This window comes from Mesorhizobium sp. AD1-1 (genome assembly GCF_020164655.1).
Lineage (GTDB): Bacteria > Pseudomonadota > Alphaproteobacteria > Rhizobiales > Rhizobiaceae > Mesorhizobium > Mesorhizobium ciceri.
Window position 1 is genome coordinate 136,994 of the sequence record NZ_JAIUGP010000002.1, and the last position, 22,934, is coordinate 159,927.

25 protein-coding genes, 1 tRNA gene and 1 pseudogene are annotated in these 22,934 nt (G+C 60.1%); 6 read left to right on the plus strand and 21 right to left on the minus strand.

The window, feature by feature from the left end:
• Positions 1-93: 93 nt before the first annotated feature.
• A complete protein-coding gene (gene rlmH, locus LB519_RS04170) occupies positions 94-576 on the minus strand; it encodes a 23S rRNA (pseudouridine(1915)-N(3))-methyltransferase RlmH (protein WP_013529074.1) in 483 nt (160 codons plus the stop codon).
• Between the two features lie 27 nt (positions 577-603).
• Complete coding sequence (gene rsfS, locus LB519_RS04175) at positions 604-981, minus strand: ribosome silencing factor (RefSeq protein WP_013529073.1); 378 nt, start codon at positions 979-981, stop codon at positions 604-606.
• Between the two features lie 242 nt (positions 982-1,223).
• On the opposite strand from rsfS, the gene LB519_RS04180 reads away from it, so the two are divergent.
• Positions 1,224-2,075, plus strand: coding sequence for a mechanosensitive ion channel family protein (locus tag LB519_RS04180; RefSeq protein ID WP_013529072.1), 852 nt, complete (start codon positions 1,224-1,226; stop codon positions 2,073-2,075).
• A gap of 9 nt (positions 2,076-2,084) precedes the next feature.
• Here the strand turns inward: LB519_RS04180 and LB519_RS04185 are convergent, their stop codons facing one another.
• From LB519_RS04185 to obgE, 5 genes are all read right to left on the minus strand, one after another.
• The gene (locus LB519_RS04185; RefSeq protein ID WP_224618790.1) at positions 2,085-3,368 is read right to left on the minus strand and encodes an MFS transporter; all 1,284 of its coding nucleotides are present in this window, start codon (positions 3,366-3,368) and stop codon (positions 2,085-2,087) included.
• A 68-nt stretch (positions 3,369-3,436) separates the two neighbouring features.
• On the minus strand, positions 3,437-4,024 hold the full coding sequence (locus LB519_RS04190; protein WP_013529070.1) for a nicotinate-nucleotide adenylyltransferase: 588 nt from the start codon (positions 4,022-4,024) through the stop codon (positions 3,437-3,439).
• Positions 4,025-4,187: 163 nt separating this feature from the next.
• Positions 4,188-5,474 (minus strand): glutamate-5-semialdehyde dehydrogenase, encoded by a 1,287-nt coding sequence (locus tag LB519_RS04195; RefSeq protein ID WP_013529069.1) that lies wholly within the window; start codon positions 5,472-5,474, stop codon positions 4,188-4,190.
• Between the two features lie 3 nt (positions 5,475-5,477).
• Positions 5,478-6,668: a glutamate 5-kinase gene (proB, locus tag LB519_RS04200; RefSeq protein WP_127368023.1), complete on the minus strand. Its 1,191-nt coding sequence runs from the start codon at positions 6,666-6,668 to the stop codon at positions 5,478-5,480.
• Positions 6,669-6,672: 4 nt separating this feature from the next.
• A complete protein-coding gene (obgE, locus tag LB519_RS04205) occupies positions 6,673-7,704 on the minus strand; it encodes a GTPase ObgE (RefSeq protein WP_013529067.1) in 1,032 nt (343 codons plus the stop codon).
• Between the two features lie 134 nt (positions 7,705-7,838).
• On the opposite strand from obgE, the gene LB519_RS04210 reads away from it, so the two are divergent.
• Positions 7,839-8,708, plus strand: coding sequence for an endonuclease/exonuclease/phosphatase family protein (locus LB519_RS04210; protein WP_013529066.1), 870 nt, complete (start codon positions 7,839-7,841; stop codon positions 8,706-8,708).
• 7 nt (positions 8,709-8,715) lie between these two features.
• Here LB519_RS04210 and LB519_RS04215 read toward each other — a convergent pair whose 3' ends face one another.
• From LB519_RS04215 to LB519_RS04230, 4 genes are all read right to left on the minus strand, one after another.
• Positions 8,716-9,246 carry a GNAT family N-acetyltransferase gene (locus LB519_RS04215; RefSeq protein ID WP_027163447.1) on the minus strand — a complete coding sequence of 177 codons (531 nt, stop codon included), beginning with the start codon at positions 9,244-9,246 and terminating at the stop codon, positions 8,716-8,718.
• A 21-nt stretch (positions 9,247-9,267) separates the two neighbouring features.
• Positions 9,268-9,855 (minus strand): GNAT family N-acetyltransferase, encoded by a 588-nt coding sequence (locus tag LB519_RS04220; RefSeq protein ID WP_063173273.1) that lies wholly within the window; start codon positions 9,853-9,855, stop codon positions 9,268-9,270.
• 120 nt (positions 9,856-9,975) lie between these two features.
• Positions 9,976-10,245: a 50S ribosomal protein L27 gene (gene rpmA, locus LB519_RS04225; protein ID WP_013529063.1), complete on the minus strand. Its 270-nt coding sequence runs from the start codon at positions 10,243-10,245 to the stop codon at positions 9,976-9,978.
• 97 nt (positions 10,246-10,342) lie between these two features.
• Positions 10,343-11,023, minus strand: coding sequence for a 50S ribosomal protein L21 (locus tag LB519_RS04230; RefSeq protein ID WP_013529062.1), 681 nt, complete (start codon positions 11,021-11,023; stop codon positions 10,343-10,345).
• Between the two features lie 404 nt (positions 11,024-11,427).
• On the opposite strand from LB519_RS04230, the gene LB519_RS04235 reads away from it, so the two are divergent.
• The 3 genes and pseudogenes from LB519_RS04235 to LB519_RS04240 all read left to right on the plus strand — a co-directional run bounded on the left by LB519_RS04235 (position 11,428) and on the right by LB519_RS04240 (position 13,317).
• Positions 11,428-11,517 (plus strand) — tRNA-Ser (locus tag LB519_RS04235).
• A 99-nt stretch (positions 11,518-11,616) separates the two neighbouring features.
• A pseudogene (locus LB519_RS31395) lies at positions 11,617-11,796 on the plus strand (DUF6538 domain-containing protein); the annotation flags it as partial.
• An 18-nt stretch (positions 11,797-11,814) separates the two neighbouring features.
• Positions 11,815-13,317 (plus strand): site-specific integrase, encoded by a 1,503-nt coding sequence (locus LB519_RS04240; RefSeq protein WP_224618791.1) that lies wholly within the window; start codon positions 11,815-11,817, stop codon positions 13,315-13,317.
• An 8-nt stretch (positions 13,318-13,325) separates the two neighbouring features.
• Here the strand turns inward: LB519_RS04240 and LB519_RS04245 are convergent, their stop codons facing one another.
• Both LB519_RS04245 and LB519_RS04250 read right to left on the minus strand, forming a co-directional pair.
• Positions 13,326-14,621 carry a hypothetical protein gene (locus LB519_RS04245; RefSeq protein ID WP_224618792.1) on the minus strand — a complete coding sequence of 432 codons (1,296 nt, stop codon included), beginning with the start codon at positions 14,619-14,621 and terminating at the stop codon, positions 13,326-13,328.
• Positions 14,622-14,710: 89 nt separating this feature from the next.
• A complete protein-coding gene (locus LB519_RS04250) occupies positions 14,711-14,932 on the minus strand; it encodes a helix-turn-helix transcriptional regulator (RefSeq protein ID WP_224618794.1) in 222 nt (73 codons plus the stop codon).
• Between the two features lie 623 nt (positions 14,933-15,555).
• On the opposite strand from LB519_RS04250, the gene LB519_RS04255 reads away from it, so the two are divergent.
• Entirely contained in the window at positions 15,556-16,860 is a 1,305-nt protein-coding gene (locus tag LB519_RS04255; RefSeq protein WP_224618796.1) for a hypothetical protein, read from the plus strand.
• A gap of 248 nt (positions 16,861-17,108) precedes the next feature.
• On the opposite strand, the gene LB519_RS04260 is transcribed toward LB519_RS04255, so the two are convergent.
• The 8 genes from LB519_RS04260 to LB519_RS04295 all read right to left on the minus strand — a co-directional run bounded on the left by LB519_RS04260 (position 17,109) and on the right by LB519_RS04295 (position 22,927).
• Positions 17,109-17,408 carry a type II toxin-antitoxin system RelE/ParE family toxin gene (locus LB519_RS04260; protein WP_224618797.1) on the minus strand — a complete coding sequence of 100 codons (300 nt, stop codon included), beginning with the start codon at positions 17,406-17,408 and terminating at the stop codon, positions 17,109-17,111.
• Positions 17,405-17,659 (minus strand): type II toxin-antitoxin system ParD family antitoxin, encoded by a 255-nt coding sequence (locus LB519_RS04265; protein ID WP_224618799.1) that lies wholly within the window; start codon positions 17,657-17,659, stop codon positions 17,405-17,407. The genes LB519_RS04260 and LB519_RS04265 overlap by 4 nt, the downstream gene beginning before the upstream one ends.
• Positions 17,660-17,713: 54 nt before the next feature.
• A complete protein-coding gene (locus tag LB519_RS04270; protein ID WP_224618800.1) occupies positions 17,714-18,988 on the minus strand; it encodes a relaxase/mobilization nuclease domain-containing protein in 1,275 nt (424 codons plus the stop codon).
• Positions 18,951-19,427 carry a hypothetical protein gene (locus LB519_RS04275; RefSeq protein ID WP_224618801.1) on the minus strand — a complete coding sequence of 159 codons (477 nt, stop codon included), beginning with the start codon at positions 19,425-19,427 and terminating at the stop codon, positions 18,951-18,953. The genes LB519_RS04270 and LB519_RS04275 overlap by 38 nt, the downstream gene beginning before the upstream one ends.
• A 463-nt stretch (positions 19,428-19,890) precedes the next feature.
• Positions 19,891-20,493, minus strand: a complete 603-nt coding sequence (locus tag LB519_RS04280; protein WP_013529061.1) for a DUF3011 domain-containing protein — start codon at positions 20,491-20,493, stop codon at positions 19,891-19,893.
• A 71-nt stretch (positions 20,494-20,564) separates the two neighbouring features.
• The gene (locus LB519_RS04285) at positions 20,565-20,999 is read right to left on the minus strand and encodes a hypothetical protein (RefSeq protein ID WP_224618802.1); all 435 of its coding nucleotides are present in this window, start codon (positions 20,997-20,999) and stop codon (positions 20,565-20,567) included.
• A 412-nt stretch (positions 21,000-21,411) separates the two neighbouring features.
• Positions 21,412-21,927, minus strand: a complete 516-nt coding sequence (locus tag LB519_RS04290) for a L,D-transpeptidase (RefSeq protein WP_063169439.1) — start codon at positions 21,925-21,927, stop codon at positions 21,412-21,414.
• Positions 21,928-22,126: 199 nt separating this feature from the next.
• The gene (locus LB519_RS04295; RefSeq protein WP_127368706.1) at positions 22,127-22,927 is read right to left on the minus strand and encodes a DUF6065 family protein; all 801 of its coding nucleotides are present in this window, start codon (positions 22,925-22,927) and stop codon (positions 22,127-22,129) included.
• Between the last annotated feature and the right edge of the window lie 7 nt (positions 22,928-22,934).

The window sequence follows — 22,934 nt, forward strand, 5'->3', positions numbered from 1 at the left end:
CGAACAATCAACCATGTTCGAAACCGCCCACTCGATGCAATGTTACGTTGGCATTGGGGCGGAAATCCGGGTGTGTCGCACCAATTCACCGGCTTACGAGCGATGGTAGGGATGTCCCGAAAGGATGGTGGCCACACGATAAAGCTGCTCTCCCAGCATCACGCGCACCAGTTGATGCGGCCATGTCAGCAATCCGAACGACATCACCAGTTCGGCCTGGTCGCGCAGCGACTGATCGTGGCCGTCGGCGCCGCCGATGGCGATGATCAGCGCCTTGCGGCCACCGTCACGCAACAGGCCGAGGCGCCCGGCGAAATCTTCCGAGGAAAAGCTTTTGCCGCGTTCGTCGAGCAGGATCAGCGCGGTGCCGGGCTGCAACTGCGTCTGCAGTTTCTGGCCTTCCTCACGCCGGCGCTCGTTGGCGGTCTGGCCGCGCCCCTCGGCTATTTCGGCAATGCCGCCAAATTCAAGCCCCACCGCCGGGCCGCTCTTGGCGAAGCGCTCGAAATAGCGGTCGGCCAGCAGCTTCTCGGGGCCGGCTTTCATCCGGCCCACGGCATGAACTGATATCTTCATCCTTGCCTTGTAAGCCGCGCGAACGACTTAGTGGAGCGTTTCTTCCTCGAGGTCCGGCGCCTGCCACATCTTTTCGAGATTGTAGAATTCGCGGACTTCGGGGCGGAAGACATGGACGATGATGTCGCCAGAATCGATCAGGACCCAGTCGGCGCCGGACAGCCCCTCGACGCGCGCGGTGCCGAGACCGGCATCCTTGATCGCTTTGAGAAGATGATCGGCGACAGCCGCGACATGACGGTGCGATCGGCCCGAAGCGACGACCATATAGTCGCCGAGGCTCGATTTCCCCTGGATGTCGATGGAGACAATATTTTCGGCCTTGGAGTCTTCCAGACTGGCAAGGACTGTCTTGATGGCGCGGGACACGGCGTCGTCTACGCTGATCCTGGCCGGCGAAGGCATGATATCGGCCTTCTTCCGCAGTGCTGTTCTCAGTGTATTTCCTTTCGCAGCAAGAACAACCAAATCACCCCTTGAAGCAGGTGACACCACTTAGATAGGCAGAGTTCCCTGACAGTTTCAAGACGGGACCCTGCCTCGCACGAACGTATTGTCGCTCCTGTGGTTCCGCCGCACACCGGAAAAGATCGGAACCCTCGCCGTCGGCATGGGTTATCGGCTCACCGACCAACCGGATTTCCCCCATGCCGATCGACCCGCAAAACGCCTTCCTCAGCGTCCAGGCTGGCCTCGCCCAACTGAGCACGCTGATTGTTTCCTACTCCTTCTCGGCCATCGGTGCCGTTATCCTCTTGATCGTCGGCTATATCGTCGCCGGCCTTGCCGAACGTTCGATTTTCGCCGGTCTCGGCCATATCCATGGTTTCGACGCGACGTTGCGGCATTTCTTCTCCAAGATCGTCCGCTATGCCATCCTGATCCTCGTCACCATCATGGTGCTCGGCCAGTTCGGCGTGCAGACGGCCTCGATCATTGCCGCGATCGGTGCCATTGGCCTCGCCATCGGCCTGGCGTTGCAAGGCACGCTGCAGAACATCGCGGCCGGCATCATGCTTCTGGCACTGCGGCCGTTTCGCATCGGCGAGTCCGTCGAGGTCGGTTCGATTGCCGGTACGATCGAGGAGATCGGCCTGTTCGCAACCAAGCTCAGGACGGCCGACGGGGTCTACATATTGGCGCCCAACTCGACGCTGTGGAACCAGCCGGTGCGCAACTTTTCGCGCAATGGCGTGCGCCGCAGCGACATCACGCTGAGCATCGGCTCCTGGAACGACATCGACCGCGCTCAAAAGACATTGCTTGCCATTGCCGCCGCCGAACGGCGGGTCAAGCGTGAGCCGGCACCGATCGCTTTCGTCGCGACATTGGGCGACAGCACCGTTTCGATTGCCTTGCGCTACTGGACATCGTCGGCGGACTTCTTCGCCACCCAGACCGATCTCACCAAGCGCGCCAAACAGGAATTCGATAGCGAAGGCATATCGATCCCGCTGCCGCCACCGGAAGCCCCGTCACCGGAAGCCCGTCGACAATAGTCGGGTGGCTCAGTGCCGGCCCTCATCGTCCGGTGCGAAGGCGAGTTCGACCGGCAACGGCGCCTGCGCCGTCATCGGTGCGAAACTGCCGGTTTCGCCGACCGGGACCGCACGCGTCGTGAACACACGCAAAAGCACGAACAGGCAGAAGGCTGCGGCGATGAGAACAGCCACATAGATGAAAGCCTGCGTTCCGAAGACGGCCGACAGCGCCGTCACGATGCCGGGCACGACGAAGCCCGACAGCGACCAGGCAAACAAAAGCGAACTGGACAGCGCCACCATGTCGTCCTTGCCGGCGCGGTCGGCGGCGTGCGCACTGGCCAGCGAATAGATCGATTCCGAAGCGCCGTCCCACACGATGTAGATCACAACCAACGCGGCCAGCGCGCCGCCATCGAACCCGAGTGCAAACAGGCCGGCGACCATGGCGAGCGCGGATGCGGCGATCAGCACATAGCGGCGGTCGGTTCGGTCGGAAATCCAGCCAAGCGGGATCTGCAGGATCAGCGTGCCGAGAGGCATCGCCGAAAGCAGCAGCGCCACGTCGGCCTGGCTGTAGCCCTTGGCCGTGGCGTGGATCGGTGCGAAGCCAGCAATCGACATCGACAGGCCGCCGACGGCAAGCATGCCGGCGACGCCGACCGGTGAAACCCGCCAGGCACGGCGCAGCGCCACCGAGGCCGCCTGCGGCGCCGGCGGCTGGGCAAGTTTGGTCATCCCGACAGGGAGGATCGACAGCGCGGTGAAGACGATGCCGATCAGCGGCGCATCCGCTGTCCTGATATCGACCAGCGCCAACGTCGCGTAGCCGACGCCGAGCCCGGCGACATAGGCGACGTAGAAGAAAGCCATCACCCGGCCGCGGATCGCGTTGGCAACGGCATCGTTCAGCCAGCTCTGCGCGACGATGAACAGGCCGCATATGGCAAAGCCGTAGAGCGCGCGGGCGGCTATCCACAGCAGCGGAAGGATCCCGGCGCCGACAGCCGCGTTGGCCAGCGCGATCAGCGCTGACAGCACCATGAAGGCGCGGGCATGGCCGACCCTTCGCACCAGCGGTCCGGTCAAGATGCAGCCGGCGAGCCCGCCGGCCGAAAGCCCGGTGATGATCAGCCCGGCCCAGGTCGGATCGAAACCCTCGGCGCCAAGCCGGACCGGGATGTAGGCAAACATCAGCCCGTTGCCGACGGCAATCAGCGCCATCGACACGATGACGCTGGCAATCGCGATCAGCGGCGTGGGCTCGGCGCCCTGCTCGGCTTCGCTGCGGTTTTTCCTGGGAATCGACATGCCTGCTCAGGATTGCCCATGAAACGGGCAAAGGAAGCGATAAAAGCGACATGGCCGGGCGGCCGGGCTCACCCCTTCGCCAGCTTGCGGATCGCGCTCGATGACAGCGACGAGCGCGGGCCGTGAATGAAGGTCCAGGCCGGCGCCTTCATGCGGGCAAGCCGCGGCGCATCGCCCTCGTCGATGCGGGCATAGTCGAAGGTCTTGGCGACGACCGAGGACAGGAACGACAGCGTCGCGCCCGGGCGGTCGATGACGGCGATCGGGAAGGTCATGACGATCTCGCGCCAGCGCTGCCAGCGATGGAAATCGCGCAGACTGTCGGCACCCATGATCCAGACGAAATCGACACCGGGGTTGCGCGCCTTGACCAGCGCCAGCGTATCGGCGGTGTAGCGGACGTGATGGGCGGCTTCGAAAGCGGTGACCTTGATCTTCGGGTTCTTGGCGATCTGTTCCGACAGCTGCAGCCGTTCGCCCAGCGGCGCCAACTCCCTGGTGTTCTTCAGCGGATTGCCCGGCGTCACCATCCACCACAACTGGTCGAGCGCCAGGCGTCTGAGCGCGATCTCGGCGACCAGCGCATGGCCGGCATGCGGCGGATTGAACGAGCCGCCGAACAGGCCGACGGCGAGGCCTTTCTCGGCGTGCGGCATTTTGAGATAGTGGGAGGGGATAGCCTCCTTACCCTCCCCCTTGTGGGGAGGGTCGATCCGCGAAGCGGAGCGGGGTGGGGGTATCGTGGAATTCAGCGTCGTCCCCCCACCCGGCTCGCTATGCTCGCCACCCTCCCCACAAGGGGAAGGGTAAGACCAGCGCTCAAGGTCTCACCTGTCCCGACCCGCGCACACGGTATTTGAACGACGTCAGCTGTTCGACGCCCACCGGTCCGCGCGCATGCATCTTGCCGGTGGCGATGCCGATCTCGGCGCCCATGCCGAATTCGCCGCCGTCGGCGAACTGCGTCGATGCGTTGTGCAGCAGGATCGCCGAATCGATCTCGTTGAAAAACCGCTCGACGGCTTGCGCATCCTCGGCGACGATCGCCTCGGTGTGATGCGAGGAAAACGTCTCGATATGCTCGATCGCACCACCGATACCGTCGACCAGTTTTACCGCGATGATGGCATCGAGATATTCTGTCACCCAGTCGGCATCGGTCGCCGGCTTGGCGTCGAAAAACACTTTCAGCACCTCGGCATCGGCATGGATTTCGCAGCCGGCGGCGCGAAGTGCATCAAGGATCGGCACCAGATGCGTGGAGGCAACCGCCCGGTCGACCAGCAGCGTCTCTGCGGCACCGCAGACGCCGGTGCGCCGCATCTTGGCGTTGACGGCGATCCTGACAGCCATATCGAGCTTGGCGGAACGGTCGATGTAGAGATGGCAGATGCCTTCGAGATGCGCGAAGACCGGGACCCGCGCCTCGGCCTGCACCCGTCCGACCAGGCTTTTGCCGCCGCGCGGGATAATGACGTCGAGGTTGCCGCCCAACCCCTTCAGCATCTCGCCGACGGCGGCGCGGTCGGTGGTCGGCACCAGCTGGATGGCATCCTCCGGCAGGCCCGCTTGCTTCAGCCCTTCGACCAGGCAGGCGTGGATGGCGGCGGAAGAATTGAGCGAATCCGAACCGCCGCGCAGGATCACCGGATTGCCGGCTTTGAGGCACAGCGCGCCGGCATCGGCGGTGACGTTCGGGCGGCTCTCATAGATGACGCCGACGACGCCGAGCGGCGTGCGCACGCGCTCGATATGCAGACCGTTCGGCCGGTCCCACTGCGCGATCACGTCGCCAACCGGATCCCGCAGCGCGGCGATTTCGCGGATGCCGTCGGCCATGGCGCGGATGCGCGCCGGATCGAGCTTCAGCCGGTCCATGAAGGAGGTGGAAAGCCCGGATTCATGACCATTCGAAACATCGATGGCGTTGGCGTCGAGAATGTCCTGCTCACGGGCCACGATCGCCTCGGCCATGGCCAGCAGTGCGGCGTTCTTGGCGGCGGTCGTGGCAATGGCCAGCGGCCGGGCGGCAGCCCGGGCGCGCCGGCCGATATCGGCCATCAGCGCGACAGTGTCATCCCCGGATTTTTCATGCAGTTTCAGCATGGCTCATCCTCCGCTTACATCGCCACCAACCGTGACTTGGTCACCGGCCCCTGTTTGGTCGCCGGCCCGTACTTGGTCACCCGAATGGCTCACCACAAGGTCGTCGCGGTGGATCATCGCCGAACGCGCCTCGTAGCCGAGCACGGTTTCGATCTCGGCCGTCTTCAGGCCCGCGATCCTTACGGCATCGGCGGCATCATAGGCAACCAGCCCGCGCGCGATCTCGCGGCCCTCGGGCGACAGGATCGCCACCGTGTCGCCGCGCGAGAAATTGCCGCTGACCAGCTTGACGCCGGCCGGCAGCAACGATTTGCCCGACAGCAGCGCGCCGATGGCGCCGGCATCGACCGTAAGCCGGCCGGCCGGCTCGAGCTGGCCGGCGATCCAGGTTTTGTAGCCCTTGACCGGGTTGCTGCTCGGCCGAAAGAAAGTAGCGCGCTCGCCGCGTTCGATCGCCATCAGCGGCGACAGCCGAGTGCCCGACGTGATGATCATCGCGGTGCCGGCGGCGGTCGCGATCTTGCCGGCATCGAGCTTCGTGCGCATGCCGCCGCGCGACAGCTCGGAAGCGGCCGCACCCGCCATCGCCTCGATATCAGGCGTGATGCGGTCGACCACCGGAATGAATTTGGCGTTGGGGTCGCGCGCCGGCGGCGCGGTGTAGAGCCCGTCGATGTCGGAAAGCAGCACCAAAAGATCGGCGCCCATCATGGTGGCGACGCGGGCCGCCAGCCGGTCATTGTCGCCGTAGCGGATTTCGGAAGTCGCCACCGTGTCGTTCTCGTTGATGACCGGCACTGCCTTCATCTTCAAGAGTGTCGAGATCGTCGCCCGCGCGTTGAGATAGCGGCGGCGCTCCTCGGTGTCGCCGAGCGTCAGCAGGATCTGGCCCGATTTCAGGCTGCCCTTGCCGAGCGCGTCCGACCAGGCGCCGGCCAGCGCGATCTGTCCCACGGCTGCCGCCGCCTGGCTCTCCTCCAGTTTCAGGGCTCGCTTGCCGAGGCCAAGGATGGTGCGGCCAAGCGCGATGGCGCCGGACGACACGACGAGGATTTCAGCGCCGCCCTGGGCCAGCCCGGCAATGTCGTCGGCGAGCGAAGCCAGCCAGTCGCGCTTCAGGCCCGTCGTGCGGTCGACGAGCAGCGCCGAGCCGATCTTGACGGTGATGCGCCGATATTTTCTCAGCGACTGCATGACCCTATTTGTCCCAGCGCGTCTCGACCGGCGCCGCGATCTGCGCGCGCGCCTCAGCAATCACCGCCATCAGCGCCCGCTGCACCGCCTCGACGCCCTCGCCGGTGACCGCCGACAACAGCATCGGCGCGCGGCCGGCAGCGCGTTTCAGCGAGGCGACCTTCTTCTTGCGCGCATCGGCGTCGAGCGTGTCGACCTGGGAAAGCGCCAGGATCTCGACCTTGTCGGTGAGGCCATGGCCATAGGCGTCGAGCTCGGCTCGCACGGTCTTGTAGGCCTTGCCCGGATTTTCCTCCTGCGCCGAAACCAGATGCAGCAGCACACGCGTGCGCTCGACGTGGCCAAGGAAGCGATCGCCGATGCCGACGCCCTCATGCGCGCCTTCGATGAGGCCCGGAATGTCGGCGATGACGAATTCGCGCGCGTCGATGCGGGCAACGCCGAGGCCGGGATGCAGCGTCGTGAACGGATAGTCGGCGATCTTCGGCTTGGCTGCGGTGACCGCCGCCAGGAATGTCGACTTGCCGGCATTGGGCAGCCCGACCAGCCCGGCATCGGCGATCAGCTTCAGCCGCAGCCAGATGTTGAGCTCTTGCCCCGGCAGGCCGGGATTGGCGCGGCGCGGCGCCTGGTTCGTCGAGGTCTTGAAATGCTGGTTGCCGAAACCGCCATTGCCGCCCTTGGCCAGCAGAAAGCGCTGTCCGACCACGGTCAGGTCGCAGATCAGCGTCTCGTTGTCTTCTTCGAACACCTGCGTTCCGGCCGGCACTTTCAGCGTGACGTCGGCGCCCTTGGCTCCGGTCATGTTGCGGCCCATGCCGTGGACGCCGGTCTTGGCCTTGAAATGCTGCTGATACCGGTAGTCGATCAGCGTGTTCAGCCCGTCGACCGCCTCCAGCCAGACATCGCCGCCGCGGCCGCCGTCGCCGCCATCCGGCCCGCCGAACTCGATGAATTTTTCACGCCGGAACGACACCGAACCGGCGCCGCCGTCACCGGAGCGGATGTATACCTTGGCTTGATCGAGAAATTTCATGAGATTGTACAGTTTCTACTAGTGGCTTTGCGGCATTGCTCTAAACCTTGGCCCTTGCTCTAAACCAAGGCGCGGCGAAGGGCGAGGCCGTTTTGTGACAATGGCCATGTGGGGTTGGCCGGAGAGCCGTCGGAATGAAGCTTGTAACCTACAACATCCAGTACGGCATCGGCCTCGACGGGCAGTACGATGTCGGGCGCATCGCCGATGCCGTGCGCGGCGCCGACGTGATCGCTTTGCAGGAGGTGACCCGCAACAATCCTCGGAATGGCGGCCGCGACATGGTCGCCGAGATCGGCGAGGCGCTGCCCGACTATTTCGCCGTCTATGGCAGCAATTTCGAGGCCAATATCGGTTCGCACATCGACAACGGCCGTGCCGTGACGAAAACCTTCCAGCTCGGCAACATGGTGCTGTCTAGAACGCCCATTCATCTGTCGCGCAACCTGCTTTTGCCGCGCAGCCGCAGCTTCGAGATGATGAACTTCCAGCGCGGCGCGCTGGAAGCGCTGATCGAGACGCCGCTTGGTTTCATCCGCTTCTATTCCATCCATCTCGATCACCGCAGCCCCCTCGAACGCGCCAGCCAGATCCAGTTCCTGCGCCAACGCATGCTGAACTATGCGCTCGAAGGCGGAGCACTGTCCGGCGTCGCCGAGATCGGCCTGCCGGAACTGCCGCATCCCGAAGCCTTTGTCGGCATGGGCGATTTCAACATGCTGGCCGGCTCACCCGAATATGTCGAACTCGCCGGCCGGCCGGACCATGAATTCGGCATGCCGCTGACCGCCGACTTCGCCGTCGATGCCGCCTTGCGGCTGAACGCCACCGGCGACGATCTCATCAGTTGGGTCGATCCCAAGCAACCCACCGATCCCAGCCGGCACAAGCGCATCGATTATATCTTCACCAGCGCTTCGCTTGCCAGATCCCTGCAACGTCTATGGGTCGACCGAAAGGCAGTCGGCTCGGACCATCTGCCGGTGTGGGTCGAGCTGGGCTGATGGCCATTCATCTGGCGGCGTTTTCGCGTTCGACGATCGCCATCATGATCGTATCGCGGTATTCCCCGTCGACATGGACGGCATCGCGCTGCACGCCCTCCCTGACAAACCCGACCTTGTCGTAGAGAGAGATGGCGCGAGCATTGTCGGAATGCACGGAGAGTTCGATGCGGACGAAACCGGCCCTGCGCGCTTGCGCCAAGGTTGCATTGATGAGCCGCAGTCCAAGCCCTCGCCCCCGATAGGGAGGAACAATCCCCATCCCGAGGGAGCCGCGATGGGCATGGATGAGCCGATCATGGCGTGAGATATCGCACCAGCCGACGACCTCGCCACGAACAACGGCCACGAACCCCGGATCGCCTCTCCCGATACGATCCATTGCGAAACTTCTGACTTGATCCAGCGGTGGCGCCTCAAGGAAGGACAAGTACTTTCGCTCACGCGCTACGACATCGAGCGCGCGATGAAAGCTTTCGATATCCCCAGGCGTCATCGGCGCGATCGCGGCCGTTTCAATATCGCTGCTGTCGACCATTGGCTTGACCGCCGTCATCCATCAGAAATGCACCCAGTTCCGCAGGCTGGTCCAGGTCTTGCGATCGAGCCGGTAGCGCTCGACGGGAACCTGGCCGGCGACGATCGAGTTCAGCATGCCCTGGCCGGCATACTGGAACCCGCATTTGTGGATGACGCGGCGCGAGGCCGGATTGATGACCCGCGTCGAGGCATGCAGGACCTGGATCGACGTCCTCTGGAAGGCGAGATCGACCAGCGCGTGCGCTGCTTCCGTCGCATAGCCCTTCTTCCAGTGCGGCTCGCCGATCCAGTAACCGAGCTCCAGCCCGCGATCGGTGGTGTTGAGGCCGGCGCAACCGACGAAGGTGTCGGTGCCGGCCAGCGTCAGGGCATAAGCAATGCCGGCCCGGCGCGATTTGGTCATGGCCAGGAAAGAGCGCGCCTCGGCCTCGCCATAGGGGTGCGGCATGCGTGCCAGCATTTCGGCGACATGGCGGTTGTCGGCAAGCTCGACCAGCTGCGCGATATCGCCCTCGTGGGGCGCCCGCATCACCAGTCGCTCGGTGACCAGCACCGGGCAATCTATCGCGTAACTTTCGTCTTCTGAGTCTTCCGCTTCGGCAACCATTTGAAAGTCCTCCAGGCACAAGAAAAAGGGGAGATGGAAACCCATCTCCCCTGATCCTTTTCCTGGCTTTGCCAGACACCGGTTCCCGAGATGGGCGCCGGTGTTCTAGTGCGGAACCGGCTACTCCGCGGCTTTGGCAATCGGGTTGACCGATACGTAGGTTCGGCCGTTGGCTTTTTTGTTGAACGTCACGGCGCCGGTCTCGAGCGCAAAAAGCGTATGGTCCGTGCCCATGCCGACATTGACGCCGGGATGCCACGTGGTGCCGCGTTGACGAATGATGATGTTGCCCGGGATGACGGCTTCGCCGCCGAACTTCTTCACGCCCAGACGCTTGGAATGCGAGTCGCGACCGTTGCGCGACGAGCCGCCAGCTTTCTTGTGTGCCATCTAACTAACTCCGTTGCGCCGCAAGGCGCCTAAAAGGCCTTATGAACGCGTTCGCGTTCCGTTTCAAGTCCGATCCGGCGACCTGGTCGCCAGAAAATTACTTCGCCGCCAATTCCTTGGCCTGCTCGCGCCAGTCCTTGATCTGGTCGGCGCTGAAGGGCATGTGCTCGTCGATCTTGGCGACATCCTTGTCGGTCAGCTTGGCGAGCTGCGCGAAGGTGATGATGCCCTGCTCGTTGAGATCCTTGGCCGCGACCGGGCCGATGCCCTTGATCACGGTCAGATCGTCCGGCTCACCCTTGGGCGCCTTGAACAGCGGCGCTGCCGCGGTCTCGGCTGCCTTTGTCTCGGCTGCCTTGGCCTTGGGCTCCTTCTTCGGCGCGGCTTCCGCCTGCACCTCGGTGGCGGCCTCGGCCTTCACCTTCTTCGGCGCCTTGACCGCTGCCGTCTTCGTCGGCTTGGCGCCACCCAGCAGGATCTCGGAAATCCGCACGGTGGTCAAAAGCTGGCGATGGCCGATCTTGCGGCGCGAATTCTGCCGGCGGCGCTTCTTGAAGGCGATGACGGTGCGGTTCTTGCCCTGCTCGACGACTTCGGCGGTGACCACCGCGCCGTCGACGAACGGCGCGCCGAACGTGACATTCTCGCCTTCGCCATGTGCGAGGACGTGGCCGATCTCGACCATATCGCCGACAGCGGCTTCGAGTTTTTCGATCTTCAGGAGATCGTTGGCGGCAACGCGATACTGCTTGCCACCCGTTTTAATGACTGCGAACATTTTTTGCCTTTCGCTGTTCGGTCGGCCTTGATGAGCCGCCTCTGGCGGTTCAGCCGTCTTTTTGTCAGTCTGCGGGTTCAAAAAACAAGCGGCGCGGAAGAACCCTCCACGCCGATTGCGCGCTGTCCCTAACCGAAGGTTGAGTGCGAGTCAAGGCAAACAGCTGTTGTCGGGACTGTTGTTGGCGGCCGAAGGATCGAGCGTGTCAGCACGACTGCACGACGTGACCGTCGTCGAGGCAAGCACGCGTGACTGGTTACCAACCTACCCAGGCCTCGCCGCCGCTGAACCGTCGCGAATCCGCTGCTTGCCCGGCAAGCCAAATAACTGACGGATTGGCCTTGTAACCTGCCCGTTCAGCCGTTATCTAGTGCGCCGCGCCGGCAACGGCCGACCATGACCGCGGAGAGGTGGCAGAGTGGTCGAATGCACCGCACTCGAAATGCGGCATGGGTGCAAGCCCATCGGGGGTTCGAATCCCTCCCTCTCCGCCAGAAACTCCGTAACTATCTGGTTTCGTTACGCTCTTAAGGACCTAACTTAGGCAGTTCTCCGACCTGGTACAGAAACCTGGACCAGAATTGGAGCATTGCGTGCCGCGATCAACGCCACGCGTCGTAAGGCGAGCCAATACCTACTACTTTCGGATGGCCGTTCCCCGGCACTTGACGCACCGGCTGCAGGGGCATGAGATCAAGGTCTCGCTGCAGACAGCAGACCCGCTTTTGGCAAGATTGCGCGGGACCAGCCTAAGCAGCGTCCTCGACGCGTTTCTGCATAGGTTACCCCGTATGCCAGAGCTGACCTCGGAAGACATTTCCGGCCTCATCAGGGGCTATTTCAAAGATGCCGTTAGCCAGTCCATCGAACTCGCCTACATCCTTCCAAGAGATCATCTTTACGATCAGGCCGGGGAAATTGGTTCCCTGAAGCAGCGCATGCTGGAATTGGAAGCGCTATTGGCCCACCGGTCTTGGCCGGCCTCAGTCCAGTCAGAGGCTCATGAGCTGCTTGGCACCATTCTCCCGGAAAAACTCGCACCCGCGTCAGAGAGGTTCCAGCAGCTCTGTCAGGGCATCCTGCGAGCCGACCACAAAAACGCGCGCATTCTCGCCGCCATGCTGGCAGGCAAGTTTCATGAGGTCGCTCCCCAGGACCCGATCTTTGTTGGGATCGCTGTGAATGAACCGCCGCCTGTTCCAGGAGATGGCACCACGGCACCTGCCGAACAGACGCTCGCATCCGTTGCAACGCTGTTTCACGCCTACAAGGCGAAGCACGACTGGGTGGCAAAAACGGCAGCGGACGCCAACCGGGTGCTGGCGCTTACAAAGTCGATCATCGGCGAGAAGAAGCTGTTCAAGACATTGGGCATTGATGACGTGAAGGCCGTGCGTGATGCCATAGCGTCACTCCCACCCAACTACGTGAAGGTGGCCGCCAACAAGGGCTTCAGCCCCAAAGATGCGATCAAGGCCAACGTCAGCGGGCCGACGCTGGCGCTGAAAACCCAAGACAAGTACTACACCATGTTTCGGCAGTTGCTTATCTGGGGGCGCAACGAGGGGTACATCGACAAGGTCCCCGGAGAGGGCGTGAAGCTCGCGGGCTCGGCCAAGGTCGATGCTGGAGGGAACCGGAAACCATACTCAAGAGAGCAGTTGCAGGCGATCTTCGCCTCCCCGCTCTACCAAGGCCACCAGTCGGAGACTACACGTCACAAACCTGGCCCGGCGTTGGTCCGCGATGGCAAATTCTGGGTGCCCCTGATTGCGCTCTACAGCGGCATGCGGATGGGCGAGATCGTTCAGCTCCTAGTCACCGATATCAAGACTCAGGACGGCATCGCCTATTTTGACGTTTCGACAAGCGAGGGTGAGGACAAAACTCTCAAGACGCAGTCCAGCGTGAGGAAGGTGCCGGTCCACAAGGTTCTTCTCGACCTCGGCCTGCTTGACCACGCGCACGGATTAGCGCGGATGTTTCCCGAGATCAAAAAGGGGGAGGACGGCTATTACAGCCATAACTTTTCGAAATGGTGGGGCCGGTACACTCGACAGATAAAGGTGAGCACCAAGGACACGGCGTTCCACAGTTTTCGGCATGGCTTTAAAGATGCCCTGCAGGCAGTTGAAGCGCCGGAGTACATTTCAAAGGCGTTGATGGGCCATTCCGACAAGGATGTTCACGCTGGCTACGGTTCCGGGCCAACATTGTCAGTTATGAAGAAGACCATCGACAAGGTCGTGTACGGGATTGAACCGGTGATCGCCGAAATCGGGTCCAACGGATAAGGCCCAACTTACTTCACGGTGTCGGTCTTTTTCTTGTTCATTATCCCGAGCATCGGCGCATTCTGCCCCATCGGTATTCCGGCCTTGAAGTCCTGCACGTAGCTTTGCGTTGCGCTCCACGAGACGTGCCAGCTGTATCCTGGCACTTTTGTCCAGGCCTGCTGACTCGCATACCAACGTTTCCAATAAGCCTCGCCCGCAGCATTCAAATCGATGCCTGCCTTAGCAGCTTCGCTAAGCTTGATAGAAAGCTTGCGTTTGTGTCCCTCGATGCGCGGACAGCCCGGCTTCACATGAACAGGATTATTGCCATAGCCCTCACCGGGTAGCAGGCGGTAGCCAAGCACCGTCAGACCCTTTTTCGGAGCATAAGTTGGACCATTCGCATGCAATTCGAGTGGTCCGGCAGGGAGCAGCAGAAACTGCGTCTTCAGGGCTTCGAACGCTGATTTAGCGTCCGTTTGGGACCACGCTCCTATGGTCAGATCATCCATGAAGGATGACCTGGCCACGTCCCATGTTTCTCCAAGTGCTTGGAGTTCCCGTCCCAAAAGCGAGCGTGCGAGCAGTGGCGAAAGCACTGCGCCCGTCGGTAATCCCTGCCGGATCAAACGAATGAGTGAGCCGGTGTTAGGTAGCTCATGTGTCAGGTTATCCAGGGAGGTATTGGACAATTTCTCCTTCGGATAGTGGATCCTGATTTTTGTACACTTCGGTAGGAAGACCACATTCCACAAAACCTGTTTCGGAATGGGAAGCCAGTCGAAGTGCTTTGCGCTCAGGGACGGAAAACAGTTTTTTACGTCGGCGACGAACCACCAATTGCGCTCATCGACGAGTTCCTTGCAGATTTTGGCTATAAAGGCTTTTTCGCCTCCCGCGTTTTTCCGAGTGAAGTCGAACTCGCTGTCGATGCCAAGTGCGTTGAGAAGGTCACGCACAATCAATTGCTGCGCCGTCCTTCTAAGCCCGATTACGAGGATGGCACGCCAGCCACCCTTTGGCTTTTCCGCTAGGACGACGTTCACCGTTTCGCTAAGCGGCGTCCAAACGTCGAGGGCATTGGCCACGGCATCGATTTCCTCAGCGGTCGCATAGACGCGTTTGCTCCGTAAGGCCCGCACCACCGCGCAAACGCGCGCACTGTGAGATCCAAAATAGATGCTTTCAGCGGCCTTAAGTTTCCACGCATTCGCCTGACCCACCAGGGTATGGAGATGGTTCAGGCTCTTCCTATGGATGCTGACCAGCTTCAAGAATTTCTTGGTCTCGTCCGGCGTGAGCGGGGCGCTGTTCGCAGACATAGGCTTTCATCCCATCTGTGTGGGTTTGTGACCCAGCCCGATCACAGCATCTGAGATTGATCTGATCACGGAGGAGATCGCGGAAGTTTTCACTGGCGATTTCCGCTCAAATGCTGCCGTCCCGCAAAGGTCCTAGCATCGAGGAAATCATCAAGACCGCTTAGCGGATAACGGGTATGGCGACCGACCTTGACGTAAATCGGGCCGATTTTCTGGCTCGCCCATCTTGCGAGCGTAGCGATGCTCACATCGAGGTAGTCAGCCGCTTCAGGTCGGGAGAGCCGGACTTCTTTATTGTAGATCGACTGCATGACGCACCCATTCAAGTGCGCCGTTCGGACTGGTCGCGCACAAACCGTGCGCCTGTCCACTCCAGGGTCGATAAACTACCTTATCATCCAGGGCGATATTAGACTGGAACATATTCCTATGATTGTCAATGGCCGTCGCACGATACCGAAAATGATACTCGGGGACATTCCTAAGTAATTGATTTCATCACCTGCACTGGCCCTGGAAAATGGGGAGAATACACAGAATAGCCCACGCGGCCCTGATCGTGATGGAACGCTCCGTTATCGTTCATGTTCGGTTTGAGCGCACATTAGCTGTCCCGGGGAAACTCTTGATCACGGGAATAGGCATTGGACTGAGGTAAGCGGCCAGAAGTATCATCGCCTGCAACAATCTGAGGAAGATCGGCTAATGTCCACTGACGAGGAATTGGCGCCCGATATGCGCGACCTACTGGCTGCAGTAGGCGAAGTGCTATTGAAATGGGGCTTTCTCGAGCATGAGTCAGTTAACCCCACAAAACCCTCGATCCGCCTGGGGGAGACGCGCCGGATGGCGCGATTTAGTCCGGGGGAAGATCTGGCTAGTTGGCGCTGAACGGTCGTGCAATCATCGCTCACCGCTCAAGGAGATTTTCACGATGAACTGGCATCTCGTCCCCTACGAACTGCCCAAGCCGATCGCGGACTACATGGGCCTCTTTAATGCCGCATGTGATGAAGTTGCGAGGAAGGGCAGAAACAAGGGGACGAGTATAAATAAAGCAATAAACTGCGCGAACTTTGAGCGCCACGCTACCTACTATGTAGCAATGCCGTACGGCGGGCCCGCTGCTCGGGCAATCTCATCTGAGATGCACGAGCAGGCTATGGAGATACTGTCCGAAGCGGTTCACTATGCAGACGGAACGCGGCTGGTCACGCCGACAACGATCGAAGCGCTCCAAGCGGCGTATCCCGCGTATGCAAATTCGATGGCAGATTTCAACCAGGCCAAGAACCGACACATTGTGCTCCCCCGTCTCGAGTTGGCCTCGGCTAGGGAAGTCATCAGCCCGCTCAAAAGGAAGTGGGTTGGTGAGGCTGGAAAATTCGAGCCGGACAGCTTCTCAAAGTTCTGTTTCGAGTTGGTTTTCTTGGAGCGGCAGAAAGGAAATTTCTCGCGCGCTCTTCGGCGAGCCTACGCTCTAGCTTTCATACTAGATGTCGACCCAGGATATTTGGTGTCCAAGCCGAAAGACAGAGATGCTTTTCGCGCATTGGCAGGCTTTGTCGGAGGGTGGTGCGCGTACCAATTCGGAAACCGAATAATGGAGCGCTATTTCGTTCACCAGATGGAAGAGACGTTGGAAACTTTTCCTGATCTCGCCCTAAGAAATCGGATAAAGAATCACCGAAACTACCATGACAAAGCTTACAATGGAATTTTCGAAATCTACGCCTCCCAACCGGACGAAAGTAAGTCTGTCATGCGGCTGTATTACCCGTCAACAAGCGCATCTGCGCTGCACAATGCGGCGAATACAGCCTTGGAACGTGGAGCATCTCTTGATGCCAAGGTAAGCGAATTGGGAGAGGTTACTCCACTTGATGCTTTGAGGTTGTCTGCCGAGATGGACTTGGACGATAACAATGATCCGGAAGCCGCTTTGTTCACTTTGTCGACGTTGGCTGAATGGCTCGGTAAGGCGGGGCAGGATAACGCCTTTCTTAAGACCGTAGCTGATGCAGAAACTCTTGCGGCTAGGAACCCACAGTGTGCGGTCGCGCAAGTGCGTTTGCAGCGGACCAAGGCAGGATACTTTCTAGACCTCTACAAGAAGGACGGCCGCGCCGGAGATCGGGAGGCGGCCAAAGGGATACTCAAGGAGGCGATCGCAGAAAGTGAGCGACAAAAGCATTACGAGAAGGTCGCAGAGCTGAAGCAACTCCTTCCACAAGGCTAGGACGAGCGGTATGCGCAAACAGCATGCGCGGGTCGCCTTGCCGAAACATAGCAACCGGAGAAAACCTGCTTTGAAGCGAAATGAGAAACTGCCTGATGCCGAGGCTATGTACCAGAAGTTGCCTTGCCTTGGCCCCTGGAAGGGATATCGAATGGTATCGGTGGCTGACCTTCAGTACCCTGACGACTAAGCAAAGCCGCCTCGATGTTAGACATCCGCGCGAACGCTGCCTCATCAGAGGATCAGATTTAACCGCCGATAGTATCTGACATCCAATCTTCGTGTCCGTGACGTATCCGAACAATGAGGATGTCGCCGTCTTCCTCCAGCCGGTAGACGACGAGGTGCGCTTTGAACGGATGAATGCGCATTGGCGGCGATAGCTCAAAGCGCTCCCGCGCCATGCGAGGATTGTCTGCCAGCAACTCGAAAAGGGCTTTGAGTTCTTCGTGGTATGTCTCGGCCTGCAAAGGCCCGAAGCGGCGCGCACCCTCGACATAGATGCGCACAATGTCTTCATCGGCTTCGCGGGAGACCCGATATGTCAACGGCTCGGGCTTTCCTTTACGGCCCGCGCGCGCGCATCGGCGAGAATTTCATCCATGCTGCGGCTGCTGATCCCGCTCGCCAGCCCCTCATCGACAAGCCGCTGCATGGCTGCAATCTTGTCGTTGCGCTCCTGGTCCTTGCGGATCAGATCGCGCACATAGTCGCTCGCGTTGGCGTAGCGCCCCGTTTCGGTTTGCGCTTCCACCCACGCTTTCATCGGGTCGGGCAGGGATACGTTCATCGTCGCCATATCAACCTCCATACAAGTTTCTAGCTGTATTTTGGCACATTTTGGCAATATTTGTCAAAATCTTTGCCTTCGCCTCCGCTCGGCGGTTTCCTGCACCGCCCCGACCAAATGGCTGTACGCGTACCGATCCCTGCGAAGGTCGCCTGCTTTCTCGGTAAAGGCGCGAGCTATCTCCTGGCGCAGATCCGTCGCCTGTCGGCACTCTGCCAGCTGTGCGATGATCAGCGCATCCTTCTCGATTCGGTCGCGCTGCACGGCCGCACTGGCCTCGGCCTCGTTGCGCAGACGGATACGCTGGTTCTCGCCTCGCACCCAGTCCCACATGCCCTTAATGCCGACGCGAAAGCGCGATTGTCTGATCCGCGCCTCTTCCCATCGCCGGGCCTCCATTGTTTGCGACAGAACTTGGCGCGCTATTCGGTGGTGTGCTCGCATTCCTTGTTGTTCGCTGCGCAATTCCTGATTGCTGTGGCGAAGGTCGAGGAGCAACTGGCCTTTCAGACGTGCAAGGACTGCCTGCATCTCTTTGGCGATCTGGGCCTTTGTGCTCGCCACGTCAGGTAGATTGTCGCCGTCCCCTAGCCGGGCGCGCACGTCTTTCGTTTTTACGCCGGCCCAGCGCGGCAAGGAATAAATCTCGCCATGCCGGTCGACAACCACGAACGCACGGCTGTCGCCGCGCGCCAGCCGATAGCCGCGCTCCGCCAGTGCCCGCGTCAAGGCCGCCTTCGTATCCGAGATTGCCCATGCGTCCTGAATGGCCGTTTTGATCGTACGTGGGTCCTGAGCGTTACGCTTGGCCTGCTGCCACTGCGCCAATGTGAAATTACTCGGGTCGCTGGCTTTGGTCTGCGCCAACCCGCGCGGCATTTTCCAGCTGTGTTCGAGATGGAGTTCCCTCGCAATCAGCATCAGCTTCCTGTGCGAGTAGGAAAGTTGTACCGCCTTCATGTCGTCCGCCCGAATTCGTGACCACACGCAGTGCGCGTGGCGGCGTCCGGCCTTCTCATGAAAGACGATGGCGCGTGGCTGGCCGGTTAGACCGAGGTCCTTTTCGACGCGGGCAATCGCGGCCTCGAATGTGCCCGTCGAGACTATCGCCGTCGAAGGCGGATTGAATGACACCGAAAATAGGTACTGCCTGCAACGCGTGCCCCGGCTGACTGCATAGGCTTCGTTGAAAGCGCCGCGCAGATCACGCGCCACAAAACCGCGCAGCTCGTGTACTTCAACGTGGTCGTTTTCTTCTTTCAGAAGATGCACAGCCAGGTCCTTCGCGCCGCCGCGCTGGTTACCGACCAGAATCACCGTCAAAGCCTCTGCTGACATTCAAGGTGTCCATCAATGCCTCACGCATGGCGCGGATATGAGCGCATACGGCGTGAAGTTCCTGAACCAGTTCCGGTGTGACCGGCAGCGCGCCCATCATCGCCGCCATCGCCAGTTCATCGAGCCTGCGGGACAACTCGGCTTGACCGAGCAATGCCAGCGCCTTTCCAAGAGCGACCTGATCTATGGATGGGACGCGTCTCTTGCGCGAGGGCTTCACGCTACCGCGCGTCGATACAGACTCACCGAGCAGCTTGCGGCGCATGTGCGCGGCGAGGGAGACTTTCCCGGCTTCGCGTGTCAGCAAAGCGCGCTCGTCATCGCTCAGGCGGATAGAGAACGGACGGGCTGTCGGAACGCGCGCCCGCCGCCGCCTTCTCCTCGCTGCCGCCTTTCGGAAATTACCCTTGAGATTGGGAATGCCTTGCGCCGCCATCATAACGATGGTCCCCGACGCTTGGGGCCTTGAGGCCGCTTAACAGGCTGGGAAGGCTGGATATTTTCAGGCTTTAAGAGAGCGTTCCATTCCTCTAATGTTTGAAAGATGGCGTTCGAAGTTGCTACATCTATCTCCGCCATCGATTTCCCATAACAGCCTGATTCGCAACGATTTTTCGAATATCGGTTCTCTTTTGGTACATTTCTTGGTACAAAGAGGCTTCCGCACAAGCCCCTATGGATCGACAGCATAAGAACCTCGATCTTATCGTCTCAGCCGCCGCCACGATGCAGGAGGAGATAGAGAACATGTTCGGCTGCCTCCACCGCTTCGAGGAGAAACCAAGAGGCAGGTGAACGAAGTCTGCCGTGGTGATGCCAGGATGAAGATCAAGATTGATGCTGCGGGAAAGATTTAAGAGCCCCGCTTTGACAATCGTGACCGGCTTCCTTCGTCCTTCAATTCACTCCGCGTCAGGATTGTCGACAAGGCAGCCTGCACCATGGCATCCTTGGTAGTTGCCATGCACATCAAAGTTTGGCTCTCCCTGCCTGTCAAATTGCGGTCGGGTATCGATTGCCTGGTCAGGATTGTCGACCTTGCATCCCATGCCATGACAACCATTGTAGCTGCTATCGGGGCGGTAGTTACTCGTCGTGTGCCGTCGATTGTGATGATCGTCCGCCATCCCCTCGATCAGAGCGCCGAGAATAGCTCCGCCAACCACTGCGCCGACGTCATGACCGCGATGGTCATACATGCGGGCATTGGGATCAAAGCTGTCGCCACGTCCATGGTGGTAGCCGCCGACATCGGCGAAAATTCCGGAGCAGCCTTGCGCGACCCAAATATATTTGCTGCGTGGATTGTAGCCCCAGGTCCGGTTCAAAATACAAGGACTTCCAGAAGTCTGATGAATGAGTTGCGGCTTGCTCAGCGGGCCCGCCCAGCATTCGCCATACTGATAGTGCCTCGATTGGCATTCGACAGTCGATTGTGCGCGGGCATCAGAGATCATCCACGATGAGCCGAGCGCGAGCAAAGCAATGAACATGTAACGTAGCATGTGAACCCCTCCGGAGTGGTCAACGACCGGTTGCGTCGGTGTCATCGAAATGGAATTTCTTCCGCCAGGTGTCAGTCGTTGATCGCGGTGATCTTGATGGTGTTGCCGTCTCCGACGCCGGAGAACCAGACCTCGCCATCACCGATTGAGACGCCTTGCCAATTGGCGAACAGCGTCGGGTAGGTCTGCTTGAGGACGGTCTGTTTGACCTTGGCGGTAACGATCTTGTCGTAATCCGTCACGAAATGCGCGGCGTCGTTTACCTTGATCGCCTTGCCGCCGATCCGGGCGCGGAAGGGATAATCGATCATCGTCGCGACGGTCTGCTTGTCGCCGGCACTGACAGCCTTCTGCAGCTTGTCGAAAAACTGCTGATAGGTTGTGTGACTGCCGAACAGCGCGTCAAGGGTCTGGTTTGTTTCAGCGGCGGTCTGCGCTGCCGCTGGACCCGCAACGGCGGTACTCAATAGCGCGGCGGAAACCAGCATGAATAGAGAGCGCCTCATCATAGGTCCTTTCACTCGGTGCGTTCAATTGCCAACCCATCAGCCTGGATTTGTCCTTCGGACATTCGCGCCCTGACTGATGCCGACGGCGAACGGGAAGACGAATGGCATGCCGTCACTGACGAGAACTGACATATAGACGCGTCCATTGAATTTTTTTATTTCAATACACGCAAAAGGTGTAAAAAAGAATACCTAAACGTCGATTATGACGGACAGAGATGACGGTTAAGGTATCCAAAACCTTATTCGCGAGTGATATCGATACGAGCAGCGACGCCTATGTCTTAAATTCTCCCTCTATGACGCCATATGGATAGAAGCAGAAATCTGCCGTCACCTGTGCCACCGGCGTGGGTATTGTCCAACGGCATCCGACAGCAAGCGTTGGCCTGTGCCTGTTCAATTCGCTTCACTTCACGATGACCTTTGCTCCCTTCGGCACCAGACTGTAGAGTTCGATCACATCCTCGTTGAGCATGCGAATGCACCCTGAGGACGCTTCAGTTCCTATGGTCCAGGGCTCTGAGGTGCCGTGGATACGATAAAGCGTATCCACGCCGTTCTTGTACAGATAGAGAGCTCGCGCGCCGAGCGGATTGTGCGTGCCGGGCCTGATCATGCGCGGCAGGTCGGGCGACTGGTTACGCATGTCGTCAGTCGGATGCCATGCGGGCCACTCCGCCTTACGCCCTACGCTGGCAATGCCCGACCAACTGTAACCACTAGCCCCGACGGCGACACCATAGCGCCGCGCCATCCCATTGAGGCGGTATAGATAGAGGAACCTCTGCCGTGTATCGATCAACACCGTACCGGCAGGCAAGCGTTCCGGGGGCGTCACATCGACAGGCAGAAAGCGTTGGTCAAACTTGCTGCGATCGACGATGAAGACCTCATGCGGCTCCCTCGCGTAAGCGGCTTTCACGCGAACTAACTCTGTAGCCGTATTCGGGCTACCTTTTCCATCCGCCAGGCAACCGACAAGGAGCGCCGCCAGCGCCAATACAAAGCCCGACCGCACGAACTGGCGGATGCATTCCGGTCTTTCGTCTCTGCTCGAAACCGACCCGTTAATCGAACGGCCAAATGCTAGCGATCCAACTGGAGGAATGCGCACAGGCCGCTTACTCTTGGCTAGCTTCATCTACTGGCGAACCTTTTTCCTGGGCCCGCAACTGGTCGATGTGGATCGGCCGCTTTAGAGTTCGCTTTACTCGGTGAGTGTCATCCGCGACCGATTTCCCCGTCGGCGAAACACCCTGCAGATAGTGCTTCTGCCACTTCATCTCCTTGGTAAGCTCGTCGTTCATCTGCAGGCCGGCCGAAAACCGTCGACGTTCGCTATTCCAAACCTTATGTTCTTTATGGAACTCAGGATCGTCCTCCATCGGACGAATGACCGGCTGCACCTGCTCGATAGCGACACTTGGCATCATGGTGACGAAACAGAATGGCTCGCCCTTGGCAAAAGTGACAGACCCAGGGCGGGTGAAGCGCCAATTCATGGTGAAACTGAACGGCAGCCAGTTGGTTTCCACCAAGCCGTCCAGGGGCGCGATTCCGTCCTTCATCCGGTTGGGAGAGCCGCGAGCCCACACCATCCAGCCCGGCTCGGTGCGAAACACGTAACCCGGATGAAAGGTTACTATGCCGTGCCCGAAGGTCGAGCTGATGAATCGGTGCGTGACGTTCGGTTCGTTTACATGGAAGGCGACGTCTTTTGTAGTGTTGTATCCGTTCCAAGTAACAGTCACATTTATGGGGTTCAACAATTCCCATCCGCTGGCATTGGCGATTGAAAGCGGCGTGCAGCGGTAGGCGAAATGCTGGTCGGTCGCATCCATCCAATCTCGCGTCCCCTCCGCGGCGACAAGCTCAGGCGGGTTCGGAGCCTGGATCATGCAGTCAAGACGAGGGCCGGTCATACTCTCC

Coding starts and splice junctions, on each gene's coding strand:
- rlmH (WP_013529074.1), bottom strand. CDS start 576: ATGAAGATATCAGTTCATGCCGTGGGCCGGATGAAAGCCGGCCCCGAG.
- rsfS (WP_013529073.1), bottom strand. CDS start 981: ATGCCTTCGCCGGCCAGGATCAGCGTAGACGACGCCGTGTCCCGCGCC.
- LB519_RS04180 (WP_013529072.1), top strand. CDS start 1,224: ATGCCGATCGACCCGCAAAACGCCTTCCTCAGCGTCCAGGCTGGCCTC.
- LB519_RS04185 (WP_224618790.1), bottom strand. CDS start 3,368: ATGTCGATTCCCAGGAAAAACCGCAGCGAAGCCGAGCAGGGCGCCGAG.
- LB519_RS04190 (WP_013529070.1), bottom strand. CDS start 4,024: ATGCCGCACGCCGAGAAAGGCCTCGCCGTCGGCCTGTTCGGCGGCTCG.
- LB519_RS04195 (WP_013529069.1), bottom strand. CDS start 5,474: ATGCTGAAACTGCATGAAAAATCCGGGGATGACACTGTCGCGCTGATG.
- proB (WP_127368023.1), bottom strand. CDS start 6,668: ATGCAGTCGCTGAGAAAATATCGGCGCATCACCGTCAAGATCGGCTCG.
- obgE (WP_013529067.1), bottom strand. CDS start 7,704: ATGAAATTTCTCGATCAAGCCAAGGTATACATCCGCTCCGGTGACGGC.
- LB519_RS04210 (WP_013529066.1), top strand. CDS start 7,839: ATGAAGCTTGTAACCTACAACATCCAGTACGGCATCGGCCTCGACGGG.
- LB519_RS04215 (WP_027163447.1), bottom strand. CDS start 9,246: ATGGTCGACAGCAGCGATATTGAAACGGCCGCGATCGCGCCGATGACG.
- LB519_RS04220 (WP_063173273.1), bottom strand. CDS start 9,855: ATGGTTGCCGAAGCGGAAGACTCAGAAGACGAAAGTTACGCGATAGAT.
- rpmA (WP_013529063.1), bottom strand. CDS start 10,245: ATGGCACACAAGAAAGCTGGCGGCTCGTCGCGCAACGGTCGCGACTCG.
- LB519_RS04230 (WP_013529062.1), bottom strand. CDS start 11,023: ATGTTCGCAGTCATTAAAACGGGTGGCAAGCAGTATCGCGTTGCCGCC.
- LB519_RS04240 (WP_224618791.1), top strand. CDS start 11,815: ATGCCAGAGCTGACCTCGGAAGACATTTCCGGCCTCATCAGGGGCTAT.
- LB519_RS04245 (WP_224618792.1), bottom strand. CDS start 14,621: ATGTCTGCGAACAGCGCCCCGCTCACGCCGGACGAGACCAAGAAATTC.
- LB519_RS04250 (WP_224618794.1), bottom strand. CDS start 14,932: ATGCAGTCGATCTACAATAAAGAAGTCCGGCTCTCCCGACCTGAAGCG.
- LB519_RS04255 (WP_224618796.1), top strand. CDS start 15,556: ATGAACTGGCATCTCGTCCCCTACGAACTGCCCAAGCCGATCGCGGAC.
- LB519_RS04265 (WP_224618799.1), bottom strand. CDS start 17,659: ATGGCGACGATGAACGTATCCCTGCCCGACCCGATGAAAGCGTGGGTG.
- LB519_RS04270 (WP_224618800.1), bottom strand. CDS start 18,988: ATGTCAGCAGAGGCTTTGACGGTGATTCTGGTCGGTAACCAGCGCGGC.
- LB519_RS04275 (WP_224618801.1), bottom strand. CDS start 19,427: ATGATGGCGGCGCAAGGCATTCCCAATCTCAAGGGTAATTTCCGAAAG.
- LB519_RS04280 (WP_013529061.1), bottom strand. CDS start 20,493: ATGCTACGTTACATGTTCATTGCTTTGCTCGCGCTCGGCTCATCGTGG.
- LB519_RS04285 (WP_224618802.1), bottom strand. CDS start 20,999: ATGAGGCGCTCTCTATTCATGCTGGTTTCCGCCGCGCTATTGAGTACC.
- LB519_RS04295 (WP_127368706.1), bottom strand. CDS start 22,927: ATGACCGGCCCTCGTCTTGACTGCATGATCCAGGCTCCGAACCCGCCT.